General features: G+C 70.4%; 12 protein-coding genes. 5 read left to right on the top strand and 7 right to left on the bottom strand.

The window, feature by feature from the left end:
* Positions 1 to 6: 6 nt before the first annotated feature.
* Both F4556_RS35635 and F4556_RS35630 read right to left on the bottom strand, forming a co-directional pair.
* Complete coding sequence (locus tag F4556_RS35635; RefSeq protein WP_184923627.1) at positions 7 to 1,746, bottom strand: S9 family peptidase; 1,740 nt, start codon at positions 1,744 to 1,746, stop codon at positions 7 to 9.
* Positions 1,743 to 3,146 (bottom strand): M20/M25/M40 family metallo-hydrolase, encoded by a 1,404-nt coding sequence (locus F4556_RS35630; RefSeq protein WP_221503780.1) that lies wholly within the window; start codon positions 3,144 to 3,146, stop codon positions 1,743 to 1,745. Before F4556_RS35630 ends, F4556_RS35635 begins: the two co-directional genes overlap by 4 nt.
* A gap of 4 nt (positions 3,147 to 3,150) precedes the next feature.
* Here F4556_RS35630 and F4556_RS35625 point away from each other — a divergent pair, with 4 nt between their 5' ends.
* The 5 genes from F4556_RS35625 (at position 3,151) to F4556_RS35605 (ending at position 7,605) form a co-directional block, all read left to right on the top strand.
* Entirely contained in the window at positions 3,151 to 3,693 is a 543-nt protein-coding gene (locus F4556_RS35625; protein WP_221503779.1) for a winged helix-turn-helix domain-containing protein, read from the top strand.
* A 294-nt stretch (positions 3,694 to 3,987) separates the two neighbouring features.
* Positions 3,988 to 4,659, top strand: a complete 672-nt coding sequence (locus tag F4556_RS35620) for an NAD(P)H-binding protein (RefSeq protein WP_184923622.1) — start codon at positions 3,988 to 3,990, stop codon at positions 4,657 to 4,659.
* Between the two features lie 266 nt (positions 4,660 to 4,925).
* A complete protein-coding gene (locus F4556_RS39640; protein ID WP_184923620.1) occupies positions 4,926 to 6,071 on the top strand; it encodes a helix-turn-helix transcriptional regulator in 1,146 nt (381 codons plus the stop codon).
* 53 nt (positions 6,072 to 6,124) lie between these two features.
* Positions 6,125 to 6,934 (top strand): class I SAM-dependent methyltransferase, encoded by an 810-nt coding sequence (locus F4556_RS35610; RefSeq protein ID WP_221503778.1) that lies wholly within the window; start codon positions 6,125 to 6,127, stop codon positions 6,932 to 6,934.
* 8 nt (positions 6,935 to 6,942) lie between these two features.
* On the top strand, positions 6,943 to 7,605 hold the full coding sequence (locus F4556_RS35605; protein WP_184923618.1) for an O-methyltransferase: 663 nt from the start codon (positions 6,943 to 6,945) through the stop codon (positions 7,603 to 7,605).
* 139 nt (positions 7,606 to 7,744) lie between these two features.
* Here F4556_RS35605 and F4556_RS35600 read toward each other — a convergent pair whose 3' ends face one another.
* The 5 genes from F4556_RS35600 to F4556_RS35580 are packed head-to-tail and all read right to left on the bottom strand — an operon-like array spanning position 7,745 to position 13,571.
* The gene (locus tag F4556_RS35600) at positions 7,745 to 8,845 is read right to left on the bottom strand and encodes an HAD-IIIC family phosphatase (RefSeq protein ID WP_313069081.1); all 1,101 of its coding nucleotides are present in this window, start codon (positions 8,843 to 8,845) and stop codon (positions 7,745 to 7,747) included.
* Positions 8,842 to 9,978: an acyl-CoA dehydrogenase family protein gene (locus tag F4556_RS35595; protein WP_184923616.1), complete on the bottom strand. Its 1,137-nt coding sequence runs from the start codon at positions 9,976 to 9,978 to the stop codon at positions 8,842 to 8,844. The genes F4556_RS35600 and F4556_RS35595 overlap by 4 nt, the downstream gene beginning before the upstream one ends.
* Positions 9,971 to 10,264: an acyl carrier protein gene (locus tag F4556_RS35590; protein WP_184923614.1), complete on the bottom strand. Its 294-nt coding sequence runs from the start codon at positions 10,262 to 10,264 to the stop codon at positions 9,971 to 9,973. Before F4556_RS35590 ends, F4556_RS35595 begins: the two co-directional genes overlap by 8 nt.
* Entirely contained in the window at positions 10,261 to 11,115 is an 855-nt protein-coding gene (locus tag F4556_RS35585) for a 3-hydroxyacyl-CoA dehydrogenase family protein (RefSeq protein ID WP_184923612.1), read from the bottom strand. The genes F4556_RS35590 and F4556_RS35585 overlap by 4 nt, the downstream gene beginning before the upstream one ends.
* Positions 11,100 to 13,571 (bottom strand): type I polyketide synthase, encoded by a 2,472-nt coding sequence (locus F4556_RS35580; RefSeq protein WP_184923611.1) that lies wholly within the window; start codon positions 13,569 to 13,571, stop codon positions 11,100 to 11,102. The genes F4556_RS35585 and F4556_RS35580 overlap by 16 nt, the downstream gene beginning before the upstream one ends.
* Position 13,572: the final 1 nt, after the last annotated feature.

Below are 13,572 nucleotides of genomic sequence, written 5' to 3'. Positions count from 1 at the left end.
AGCCGCTCACGGCTTGAGGTAGTCGCAGAACCACTGCACGACGGCGGCGTCGAGCTCGTCCCGCTCGTCCCGGTCGTCCGGAAGATGACCGCGGGAGAGGCGGATGAACCGCACGGTCTTGCCCAGTTCGGTCAGCGTCCGGTACAGCTGCTCGGTGCCGCCGATGACCACCGTGGCGTCACCTTCCGCATGGGCCAGCAGCAGCGGCGCCTGGATGTCCGCCGCGTGGGTCAGCGGACTCGCCGCCCTCAGCCGCGCCAGGTCCGCCGGGTTGTCCACGTCGCCGATCCACTCCACGACCCGTCGGCTCCAGGTCGGCGGCAGGGCCCGGACGTCCGCTTCGAGGTCCACCGGCCCGCAGATCGCGACCCCGGCCCGCCAGTGGTCCGGCAGCCTCGTCAGGCAACTGAGCGCCGCGAACCCGCCGTAGGACATCCCGTGGACACCGAGCCGGTCGCCGTCCACCCAGTCCAGGCTGCGCAGGAACCGTGCGGCGGCTTCGAAGTCGGCCAGGTCACCGCGTCCCCAGTCGCGGTAGATCAGCCGCTGGTAGGCCAGCCCTCGCCCGGTCGACCCGCGCACGTTCGGTGCCAGCACGGCCATTCCGGCTCGCACCATCCGCTGGATCACCGGGTCGTGGACCGGCAGCGCGGCCCACTCCGGACCACCGTGGATGGTCAGCACCGCGGGGACCGAACCGGCCGTGGAACGCGGGCGGTACAGCAGGCCGGATATCTCCAGCCCGTCCGCACCGGTGAACCAGACCGTTTCCGGCGCGACCAGGTCGTCCGGCAACTCGGCGCTGAAGTCGGTGAGTTGCTCTAAGTCGCCGGATACCGGGTCCACCAGGAAGAACTCGACCGCCCGGTCGCCGGCGCCGACCTGGGCCAGCAGCCGGTCCCCGGCGAACCGCGGCACGAAGCCGTCGTAGCCGAACGGCTGGGAGGCGAATCCGGGCAGTTCGACCGTGGTCTCCGACGTGCACAGCAGCGTGCGCTGGTCCTCGGGCACGGCCCAGACGACCTGCGGACCCACCATCACGTTCTCCACGTCGGTGTCCGGCGTGGCGATCCACTGCAACGGCCGGCCGGGGACGAGCAGGGCGACACCGAGGAAGTCACGGCCCTCGGTGGTGCACAGGTAGATCCCGTCCTCGGTCCACCCGCCCGGCTGGTACTTCGCCGGGCCCTCGTGCGGGGTGAGGTGCAGCGTCCGGCCGGTGGAGAGATCACAGGCGAACAGGTCCTGGTCGGTGTTCTGATGGAACTTCAGCACGAGCAGGTACCTGGAGTCCGGTGAGAAACATATCGGCAGGTACCGGTCGTCGCCCTGCAGGACCATCCTGGACGCGCCGGTCGTCAGGTCCCGCACGTAGACGTCGAGGCAGGTGACGTCGCGCGCGCTGGTCGCGTACGCGAGCAGGCGGCCGTCCGGGCTGTACGGCTGGCTCGCGCTCGAGTACGGCACGCCGATCTCGCGCCTGACCCCGGGCTCCGCCGCCAACCACTCCAACTCGCCGGTGACCGGGTCGAGTTCGGCCAGCCGGTAGTCCTGGACGCCGGTCACGTCCACCACCACCAGGAGGCGGCTCTCGTCGGGCCGCCACGCCAGCCGGGTGACCGCGCCGTCGACCGGGAACATCCGGCGCTCCCCCGCCCAGGTCTGGAACCAGGGCTGCGGCCGGCCGGACTCGTCGCTGACGTACGCGAAGCCCTCCTTCGCGGGCCAGGCGCCCCAAACGGTCATGAGAGCGCCGCCAGTGCGAGCTGGATCGTCGCCGCGGCGACGACTCCACGGCGGAACAGGTCGAGGTCGAGGTTCTCGTCGGCCGCGTGGTTGGCCTCGTCGACGTTCGCCAGCGGCACGCCGTAACAGGGGCAGGAGAACACCTCGCTGAGCGCGGCGATCGGCAGGCTTCCGCCCAGCGAGGGAACCAGCAGCGGCCGGTGGCCGAGTACTTCCTCCACCGCCCGGAAAATCGTGGCCGTATAAGGGGTCTCGGGTAACGTCACGGACGGTGACATCGCCGCGCCGGGCACGAACTCGACCTCGGGCGCGTACTTCGCGACGTGCCGCCGGATGGCGTCCGCGACCTGGTCCGGCGTCTGACCGTCGACCAGCCGCGCCTCGCATCTGGCGATGGCGACGTCGGGGATCACCGCGCGGTGGTCGCCGGAGTCCTCGCAGCTCAACGAGTTCACGGTCAGCGTGGGCAGGGCCAGGCGTTCGTGGAATCCCAGCCCGATCGGCGGCTCCAGGCCGGCCGCCCCGATCGCTTCGAGCGTCCCGGCCACGTCCACCGGAAGATCCGCCAGCGCGGCCCGCTGACCATCGGTCAACGGCGGGACGTCGTCGGCGAATCCGGGCACGGTCACGGTGCCGTCCGCCGACCGCATGGTGGCCAGCAGCTGGACCAGCGTCCACGCCGGATTCGGTGCGACTCCGCCCCAGTTCCCCGAGTGCAGCGGCCGGTTCGCGCCGCGCGCACGCAGTTCGAACATCAGGATTCCGCGTACCCCGAGGACCACGGTCGCCCGGCCCGAGTCGTGCACCGGCCCGTCGCTCCAGATCACCAGATCGGGCTGACCGACCTGGCGTAACGCCACCGCCAGGTTGGGGCTGCCGATCTCTTCCTCGCCGTCGAGCAACACCGTGACCCGGCAGGGAAATCCGCCGGTCAGGTCCCGCAGGGCACGTAACCCGAGCAGTTGCGCGAGATGTTGCCCCTTGTTGTCGCCCGTACCACGCCCGTACATCCGGCCGTCACGGATCGACGGTACGAACGGTGGCGTGGTCCACAGCTCGAGCGGCCCGGCCGGCTGCACGTCGTAGTGACCGTAGATCAGCACGTGCAGCCCGGGCCCGTCCGCCGTCCCCACCAGCGCGGGCCAGCCACCGGTCTCGACTTCGCGCGCCTCCAGACCCGAGGCACGTAACAGCCGAAGACCGTGGGCTGCGGCCTCGACCATGCCCTCGCCGGTCCGGCTCACGCTCGGCCGGGAGACCCAGTCCGCCAGCTCGCGGTCCAGGTCATGGGCGCCAACCCAGCCCCTGAGCTGCTCGATCACAGGCCCCCCAATCGATTGCACAATATGAAATCGATGGTATTCAACCAAACCGGTGACGACTTGGCAAGGTACAGTCACGGTTGTGGAAGCGACGATCGAAGATCTCAAAGCACTCGGGCACCCGATCCGCTGGCGCATCCTGCGGCTGTGCCTGGACCGTGCGTTCACCAACAAGGAGCTGTCGGTCGAGCTCGACCTCGCCCCGGCGACCACCCTGCGTCACGTCCGCGCCCTGGTGAAGACGGACTTCCTGGTCGCCGAACCCGTCAACACCGGTGAGCACGGCGCACTGCAGCGGCCCTATCGGGCCACCGCACGCACCCGGGGCCTGACCATCCCGCTCGACGACGCCGGCCTGGCCCAGCAGGTCGACCTGGCCGTGCTCGGCGCCCACCGCACCGAACTGATCGCCGCCGGCAAGGACTCCGGCCGTGGCGCCAAGCGCGGCGTCCTGCGGCTGCGGCCCGAGTCCGTGGAGTCGCTCCACCGCCGGATCGAGGACCTGATCGCCGAGTACACCGACGAGCCCGACGGCGAGCCGCTGAGCTACCTGTGGTCACTCGCGGCACGGCCCCCGCTCGACCCGGACCCCCGGGAGAGTGCTCCTGGCACGATTGACCGATAGGTGTGACCGATGCTTGACTCGTAAACATTCGGGTGACGAACCTGTGGTCGCCACAGTGCTCCTGGCACGATTGACCAATTGGTCCGACCGATGCTTGACTCGTGAAACATTCGGATGACGCGCCTGAGGTCGCCCATGGCGGCCAGCATGACGATGTCATGAGTTGCTTGTCCGAACTTGTACGTCAATGAACGGGCTGGGCCTAGTTGCCGGCACTGATCATTCGGCACGGCGCAGGCTTGGCGGGGGCAGCGCTACACGCCCTCAGCACCGAATTCGGGAAAAGGGTATCGAATGAAGATTGTCATCGCCGGCGGCCACGGCAAGATCGCCCTGCGGTTGACCCGGCAACTCGCCAAGCGTGGCGACTCCGTCGTGGGCATCGTGCGCAACCCCCGCCACGTCGACGACATCAGGGCGGCGGGTGGTGAGGCCGTCGTGCTCGACCTCGAGCACGCGACGGTCGATCAGGTGGCCGCGGCCGTGGTCGGCGCGGACGCCGTCGTCTTCTCGGCCGGCTCGGGCAACAGCGCCACCTCCGCACGCCGGGACAAGATGGACCGGGCCGCCGTCGTGCTCGTCATGGACGCGGCCGAACAGGCCGGTGTGCAACGGTTCTTGCACGTCAGCTCCATCAACGTGGGCTGTGCCGAGGAGCGCGGCATCGGTGACGGGTACGCCGTCTACCTGCGGGCCAAGCACGCCGCCGAACAGCACATCTTCGCCCGGACCCAGCTCGACTGGACGGTCCTGCGGCCCGGCGTGCTCACCGACGGAGCCGGCGACGGCACCGTCGAACTCACCGTCGGGAACAGGGTCGCGCCCCGGCACGCCAGGTTCGACCAGGTCGCCAGGGAAGACGTCGCCGCCGTGCTCGTGGCGCTGATCGACCGGCCCGAAACCGCCGGCCGCATCTACGTGGTGGTCGGCGGCGGGACCCCCATCGAAAAGGCGATCGACGCCTAGGGCGTTTCCCGTGGATCACCATTGCCTGTAGTTGGTGACGTCAATTTACTCACCCACGGTCCGAACCGGACCGTGGGCTCAGCACGAAGGGTCTCATTCTACGACGCAGAGGGGGGTTAATTGTCGTGCAGTTAATTGCCGAGAAAAGGCCGACGAACGAATCGGCCTTACACCGATTAGGTACCGCCCCGACAGCACGCTGCACCCACTGGGCAGTGACCGCGGCGGCGATACCGCACCGGGGGCCGGCCGAATTCGGCGGTCCGGTGACCGAGGCACCCTGGGCCGGCCTACTGCTGCTGGACGGCTGTACCCACGCGGCACCGGCCGCACGCCAGGGAGAGTTACGGGACCGGCAGGTGCCCGACGGGGCGATCCGGCCGGCGGTGACCACCGTGGTGGTCGCGGCCCGACCGGCCGGCTGGCCGGACCAGGCGTCGGCGGCCGTTGACCGGCCCGACCCGGGCCAGCCCTGGTTCGCCGAGATCGGCTACGCGCACTGTTTCGCGTTGCTGATGGCCGGTCAGGTGCGGCACGCGTGCCGGATAGCCGAGAACGGGTACCGGGACGAAGTGGCCGCCGGAAACATCGCGGTGGCCGGCAGCTGGTTGGCCCTGCGCGGCCAGGTCGCCAGCGTGGCCAACGCCATCGCCGAGGCGGAGACCGCCTCGCTGCTGTTCGGCGGCGGCAACTCGTGCCTCAGACTGGCCCCGCGACTGGCCGAGCTCGCCGTGTTCGGCGATCAGGCCGGCACCCGGCAGCTCGCCGACCGGGCACCCGAGAGTCGCCAGTTCCTCCCGTGGTCGACCCTGAGCCAGGCGTGGACCACGGCGGCCGGTGGGGACACCACGCTCGCCGCCAGACAGGCCCTCGCCGCGGCCGACATCGCCATGGCCCTGGGCCAGTACGCCGTCGAGGCCACGGCCAGCTACGACGTGGCCCGCCTCGGCAATCCCAACGCCGTACGGCATCGCCTCGCCGCGCTGGCCGACCTGGTGCCGGGGCCGGTCGTACCGGCCATGGCCGGCGCCGCGGCCGCGTTGGCCCGCTCCGATCCCGGAGCCCTGGACGTCGCCACGGCGGAGTTCACCGAACTCGGGATGGAGCTGCTCGCCGCGGAGACCGCCACCGTCGCGGCCGCGCTGCGACACACTTCCACGCCCCCCAGCGCCATCGCGTGCCGAAACGCGACCACCCCGCTGTTGCAGCTCACCGCCCCGCTGGCCGAACTCACCGGCCGTGAGCGGGACGTGGCGCTGCTGGCCGCCAACGGATTCACCAGCCCCGCCATCGGGCACCGGCTGGGGCTGTCCGCCCGCACCGTCGACAACACCCTGGGCCGCACCTACCAGAAGCTCGGGGTGACCAGCCGCCGCGATCTGGCCCCGCTGGTCGTCGGCGACCGTCCATGACCAGCCGTCCATAACCCACCCGTCCATGCCGAAGGGAATCAACGATGACCTCCATGAGCGACCTCGACAAAATCTCGGCCAACCGAGAAGGCTTCAACCTGCGAGCACGAGCGCATATGCAGTCCTCGTACTACGACGTAGAGCGCTTCAAGCAGGGCCACAACATGCTGCGCAAGCTGGAGCAGGAGGAGCTGGGCGACGTCCGCGGCCGGACCCTGCTCGAACTCCAGTGCCACATCGGCGTCAACTCGCTCTCGCTCGCCCGCCTGGGCGCGAAGGTGACCGGCACCGACATCTCGGACGAGGCGATCGACATCGCCCGCGAGCTCGCCGCGGACCTCGACCTCGACGCGAGTTTCGTCCAGGCGAACCTCTACGACCTGCCGAAGGTGCTCGACGGCCAGTTCGACATGGTGTTCACCGGATACGGCACCCTGTCCTTCCTGCCCGACATCGCCGGCTGGGCCCAGGTGGCGGCGCAGTACGTCAAGCCGGGTGGCACCCTCACGGTGGTGGAGATCCACCCGATGCTCACGCTCATGGGCGACGTCGACGGGGAACTGCGGGTGGCCCGCTCGCTGTTCCAGTCCAAGCATGTGCACCACGAGATGTCCACGAGCTACGCCGACCGGATCGCCGACGAGGTGGAGGTGGAGACGCACAGCATCTACGGCTGGCGGTGGACCGTGGAAGAGGTGGTCAACGCGCTGATAGGCGCCGGCCTGACCATCGAGCGCGTCCGCGAGGCTCCGTACGACGCGCGGCAGCGGCTCCCGCTGATGGTGCCGGACGGCGACCACAACTGGCGGATTCCGGGTGACCCGATCCCGCTGTCCTTCGCCTGCGTCGCCAGGAAGAAGTAGGCCGCGCCGTGGCAGATCAGATCGTGGCGACGGCGGAGATCCGCGACTACGTCCGCGCCGTGTCCCTGCGGGAGGACCCGATCCTGGCCGAACTCCGGGCCCAGACCGCGGGGTTGCCGGCCGGCTCGGCCATGCAGGTGATGGCCGAGGAGGGCCAGCTGCTGGCGCTGCTCGTCGGCCTGACGGGTGCCAGATCGGTGCTGGAGATCGGCACCTTCACCGGCTACAGCACGCTGTGCATGGCGCGTGCCCTGCCGGCGGACGGCACGCTCGTCACCCTGGACCTCGACGGCCGGTGGCCGGCGATCGGCGCCGACTACTGGCAGCGCGCCGGAGTCCGCGAACGCATCGACGTTCGCCTCGGTGACGCGACGCAGAGCCTCGCCGCCCTCGCGGACGAGCGGGGCAGCGAGACCTTCGACCTCGTCTTCATCGACGCGGACAAGGCCAACTACGGGACGTACTACGAGGCCGCGCTCAAACTCACGCGTCCGGAAGGGCTGATCGTCATCGACAACACGCTCTTCTTCGGCCGCGTGATCGACCCGGACCGCCAGGACCCGGACACCACCGCGATCCGGGCGCTCAACGCGTCACTGCGCGACGACCCGCGCGTGGACGTCTCGATGCTCACGATGGCCGACGGGATCACTCTCGCCCGGAAGAAGTGACCCATCCCGTAGGGCGGGGAGACGCACCTTGCGTCTCCCCGCCCTACGGCGTGCGTGTGTCGGTGACGCGACGCCAAACGCTCGCCGCCCCGCAGACGAGCGGGGCGGCGAGCGTTTCGGTATGACGTATGACGTGTCGTCAGGCCGTGGCCAGTCGGACCGCGGTGAGGCGCAGCGTGCCGGGCGCCGGCCTCGGTGCCGGTGCGATGTGCAGTCGTTGCGTCTCCCCGCCGTCCGACTCCGACGACGGCAGTTCGGCCAGACAGGCACAGGGCTCGTCGGTGAACCCGGCGAACCGGTACGCGACTTCCATGATCCGGTTCCGGCTGGTCGGCCGGAAGTCCGCGACCAGATGGACGCCGGCCGTCGCCGCCTCGTTGACCAGCCAGTTCAGCACGGTGGCGCCGGCACCGAACGAGACCACCCGGCACGAGGTCGCCAGCAGCTTCAGGTGCCACACCGCAGATCCGGTCTCCACCAGCGCGACACCGACCGCGCCGTGCGACCCGAAACGGTCGCTCATCGTCATCGTGAGGACCTCGTGGCGCGCGTCGTCCAGGAGCACCCGCAGGTCGGCGTCGGAGTAGTGGACACCGGTGGCGTTCATCTGGCTGGTCCGCAGGGTCAGTTCCTCCACCCGGGACAGGTCGTCGGCCGTGGCCCGGCCGATCTCCATCTCGAGCTCCAACGAGCGCAGGAACTCCTCCGACGGCCCGGTGAACGACTCCTGCTCGGCCTGGCGCCGCGCGTTCGCCTGGTACATCTGGCGGCGCCGGCCCGAGTCGGCCGTCACCGTCGCCGGGATGAACTCGGGCAGCGTCAGCAGCTCGGTCACCGACTCGGCCGGATAGCAGCGCACCTCCGGCAGGTGGAACTCCACCTCCGCGCGTTCGGCCGGCTGGTCGTCGACGAAGGCGATCGTGTGGTGGGCGAACTTCAGTTCGTCGGCGATCTCGCGTACCGACGCCGACTTCGGGCCCCACCCGATCCTGGCGAGCACGAAGTACTCGGCGACGCCGAGGTCCTCGAGGCGCTGCCAGGCGGGGCCGTGGTCGTTCTTGCTGGCCACGGCCTGCAGGATGCCGCGGGAGTCGAGCTCCACGATGGTGCGGTGGACCTGGTCGTCGATGACCACGTCGTCACCCTCGAGCAGGGTGCCTTTCCACAGCGTGTTGTCCAGGTCCCAGACGACACACTTGACCGTGGTGATCGGTTCGCTCGATGGCACTGGTCCGCTCACTGCGCCTCCTTCTGCCGGACGGTGCTGTTCCCGGTCGCCAGGGCGTGTCTGGCGAGTTCGAGCTGGCAGATCTCGCTGCTGCCCTCGATGATCTCCATCAACTTCGCGTCCCGGTACGCCCGGGCGACCACGTGGCCGTCCGACGCGCCCGCCGAGGCCATGATCTGCATGGCCGACGCGGTTCCCCGCACGGCCTCGGTCGCGCTCACGTGCTTCGCGAGCACCGTGGCGATCACGAGCTCCGGCGAACCCGACTCCCAGCTCTCGGCGGCCTGTCGGCACACCGCGGTGGCGACCTGCTCCGCGGCGTAGAGCTCGGCGACCCTGCGGGAGACCAGCTGGTGCTCCCCGATCGGCTTGCCGAACTGCCGCCGCGATCTCGCGTGTTCGGTCACCGCGTCGAGACAGCCGCGCAGGATCCCGACGCAGCCCCAGGCCACCGACATCCGGCCGTAGGCCAGGGCCGTCGTCACCAGGAACGGCAGCGGCAGCCCGGTGCCGCCGAGGACGTTCGCGGCCGGCAGTCGTACGCCGTCCAGCCGCACCTGCGCGTGCCCGGCCGCCCGGCAGCCCATCGGGTGCGGGATCTTCTCGATCCGGACCCCCTCGGCGTCCGTCGGCACCACGACCGCCGCCGCGTCGTCGCCCAGCTTTCCGATCACGACGATCACGTCGGCATAGGCAGCGGCCGTGATCCAGGTCTTGCTGCCGTCCACGATCACCGTGTCACCGTCGAGACGCAGCTCGGTGGTCATCGCCCCGAGGTCGCTGCCGGCCTCCGGCTCGCTGAAGGCGACGGCCGCGAGGCGGCCGCCGGTCAGCTGCGGCAGGAACACGTCCCGCTGCTCACGGGTGCCGAGGCGTTGGATCGTCCAGGCCGCCATGCCCTGCGAGGTCATCACACTGCGGACCGAGCTGCACAGGCTCCCGACGTACGCGGTCAGCTGCCCGCTCTCCTGGCTGCCCAGGCCGAGGCCGCCGTACTGCTTGCCCACTTCGGCACAGAGCAGGCCGGCCGCGCCGAGTTCGGTCAGGACGGTCCGTGGGATCTCGCCGGCGATGTCCCATCCGCCGGCGTTCTCCCCGACGGAACGCCAGATGTCCTCGTGCCCTGGGGAGATGCCGTCAGACATCGCTGTCGGCGGCAGACTCTGCCTGGAGTCGGCCGACCAGCGCGGCCATGCTCTTGACCGTGAAGAAGTTGGACAGCTGCAGGTCAGGGCCGGAGACCGTCACGGCGTAGGTCTGCTCCAGGAACACGACCAGCTGCATGGCGATCATGGAGTTGGCGACCCCGGTGGCGAAGAGGTCCTGATCCGCCTCGGGGGTGGTCCGGGTCTGCCCGGCCACGAACTTCGTGATCTCGTCGATGACGGCGTCCACGTCGAAGGGCGCCTTTGCGGTCTGCTGTTCCGTCATGACTGTGCCTCACTGTAGTTGTAGAAGCCACGGCCGCTCTTTCGGCCGAGCTCGCCTCGCCGAACCTTTTCGAGAAGAAGCTCACTGGGGCGGCACCGCTCGTCTCCGGTCCGGGCGTACAGCGCCTCCAGAGCGTCGACGAGGTTGTCGATGCCGATCAGGTCCGCGGTGCGCAGCGGGCCCGTCGGATGACCGAGGCAGCCCTGCATCAGGGTGTCCACGTCCTCGACGGTGGAAGTGCCGGCCCGGACCACCTCGGCGGCGTCGTTGATCATCGGGTGCAGGAGCCGGCTGGTCACGAAGCCGGGCGCGTCACGGACCACCACCGCCCGCCGACCGATCCGGGTCAGCAGCGAGAGCACCGCCTCGACGGTCTCGTCCGTGGTCTGCGGGCCGCGGATCACCTCGACCATCTTGATCAGGTACGCGGGATTCATGAAGTGCGTGCCGATGAGGTCACCGGGGTGCTTCACCCACGCGGCCATCTCGTCGATGGGGATGCCGGACGTGTTGGAGATCAAGGGGGTTCCGGGCCGGACCAGGGCCGATACCCCGGCCAGCACGTCCGCCTTCTGCTCGGGCAGCTCGGTGACCGCCTCGATGACCACCGTCGCGTCGGCGACGTCGTTCAGCGAGAGCGTGGTGCGCAGCTTCCCGGGGGTGACCCCGGCCGGCAGCGCACCCGCCAACTGCGCGTGCCGCAGGCCGTTGGCGGACGCCGCGGTGGCGCGGTCCAGCACGCCCTCGTCGATGTCCACCAGTACGACCGGCAGTCCGTGCCCGACGACGAGCGTCGAGATCCCGGTGCCCATGACCCCCGCGCCCACAATGGCGACTAGCGGCTCGTCCATGACGCCTCCTCCATACCCAGTGGTTCGTAACTGCCGGAGTCGGGCCCGATCCAGTACCGGCTCCGCTGGAACGGGTAGCCCGGCAGCGACACCCGCCGCGGTCGCGACGTGGCGCGGAACGCGTCCCAGTCGATCTCCACGGTGGACTGCTGCCACAGCCTGCCGACGGCGTCGAGCAGGGCCCCGAGGTCGGATCGGTTCCCGTCCGCGAGTGCCAGCGAGGGCAGCGCCACCAGGTGCTGCTCCTGCCGTGCGACAGCCTCGGTGAGCGTGCTGCCCGGCCCCACCTCCAGCAGGATCCGGCCGGGCTCGCCGGCCAGTTCCCGCAGACCGTCGGTGAACCGGGACGGCTCGCGGAGGTGGCGGGCCCAGTGGGCCGGCTCCACGGCCTCCTCCGGACCGATCCAGGTCCCGGTCGCTCCGGAGATGTACGGCACCTGCGGCGGCTTGAGTTCGTAGCGCGCCACCTTGGCGGCGAACTCGTCCGCCCCGGCGCCGGCCCCGGCGATCGTGACGTCGATGGCGTCCGCCAGGTCGATCACGCCGGCCAGGCAGGCTGCCACGTACTCGCCGTCGCCGTCGCCGATCATCGCGGCGGGGTGCACCCCCCACGACTGCCACAGCCGGGCGAGGGCCCACTGCAGGCCGAAGGCCGCGGCGGCCACGCCGCGCGGGTCGTCGTGTCCCACCTGCGGTCCGTCCCAGGTGGACGGCGAGAGCAGCGCACGCAGGTCGTACCCCAGCAGTGGTCGCGCCAGTTCGGCGCAGCGGTCCACCTCCTGGGCGAAGACCGGTTCGCTGCGGTAAATCGTCGAGGCGGCGTCGGGCCGGTACGAGGCGCTGCCGGGGAACATGAAGACCACCTGCTGGGCCTCCACCTCACCGGTGGTGTCCACGGTCCCCGGCCGGGCCAACGCCCGGAGCGCGGCGATCGCCTCGGTCCGGTCGCCGCACACCAGATGCCGGCGGAGCGGGAACCTGCGCCGGCCGACCTGCAGGGTGTGCGCGACGTCGGCGAGGTCGAGGTCGTCCTGCCGGTCCAGGCGGTCGGCGAGATTGTTCGCCGCGTCCGCCAGGGCCTTGCCGGTCCGTGCGGACAGCACGAGCAGCTGCCGGTCACGTACGTGCGGCGCGCTGGCTCGCGGTGCCGGCGCCTCCTGGAGCACCACGTGCGCGTTGGTGCCGCCGACCGCGAAGGCGCTGACACCGGCCCGTCGCGGCGTCGCGCCACGCGGCCAGGGTCGGACGGTGGTCGGCACGTAGAACGGCGTGCGGTCCAGCAGCAGCGCCGGATTGGGCGCTTCGTAGTTGATACTCGGCGGGATCTCGCCGTGTTCGAGCGCCAGCACCGCCCGGGCGAAGCCCGCCGCCCCTGCGGCGGCGTCCAGGTGACCGATGTTGGCCTTCGCCGAACCGATCGCGCAGAAGCCGCGCTCACTGGTGTTGAAGGCCTTGGTGAGCCCGCCCACCTCGATCGGGTCGCCGAGCGGGGTGCCGGTGCCGTGCGCCTCGATGTAGCCGATGCTCTCCGACCGCACGCCGGCGACCGCGTGCGCGGTGGCGATCACCTCGGCCTGGGCCTGCATGCTCGGCGCGTTGAACCCGAACTTCGCCGAACCGTCGTTGTTGACCGCGCTGCCGAGGATCACGGCGCGAATGTTGTCGCCGTCCGCGATCGCGTCGCTCAGCCTGCGGAGCGCCACGACCGTGACGCCGTATCCGGGCACGGTTCCGCTGGACGCGACGTCGAACGGCCGGCAGTGGCCGTCCCGCGCGAAGATGCCGCCCGCGACCACCGGGTAGCCGCCGATCAACGGGACGGGCAGCGCCACTCCCCCCGCCAGCGCCATGTCGCACTCGTGACCCAGCAGCGCCTGGCAGGCGAGGTGGATGGCGACGAGCGACGTGGAACATGCCGCCTGCACGGTGATCGCGGGACCCCGCAGGTCGCACAGGTACGCCGCCCTGGTCGCGAGGAAGTCCTTGTCGTTGTACGGGCGAGCGGAGAAGGCCGCCATCGATCCCCGGAACTTCGCGTTCGCCAGGAGGTTCAACGGCAGGTACTTGTTGGCGAATTGGCCCGCGTAGACACCGACGGCGCCGTCGAACCGCGCCGGGTCGTGCCCGGTGTCCTCCAGCGCGTGCCAGACGGTCTCGGCGAAGATCCGCTGCTGCGGGTCGCTGATCTCCGCCTGTTCCTCGGTGTACCCGAAGAACTCCCGGTCGAAGTGGTCGGCGTCCTCGATGACCGCGGCGGCGGGCACGTAGTCGGGGTGGGACAGCATCTCCGCCGGCCACCCGGCCTCGACCAGCTGCTGGGTACTGAACCTGGAGACCGACTCGACGCCGTCGCGCTGGTTGCGCCAGAACGCCTCGATGGTCGGGGCTCCCGGCAGCCGCCCGGCGATCCCGACGACCGCGATCAGCTCCGTCCCGTCTTCCATCTCGGTACTCACC

The organism is Kitasatospora gansuensis, assembly GCF_014203705.1.
Lineage (GTDB): Bacteria > Actinomycetota > Actinomycetes > Streptomycetales > Streptomycetaceae > Kitasatospora > Kitasatospora gansuensis.
The sequence above is the reverse complement of the archived record's forward strand: the minus strand, read 5'-3'. Positions and strand labels throughout refer to the sequence as shown.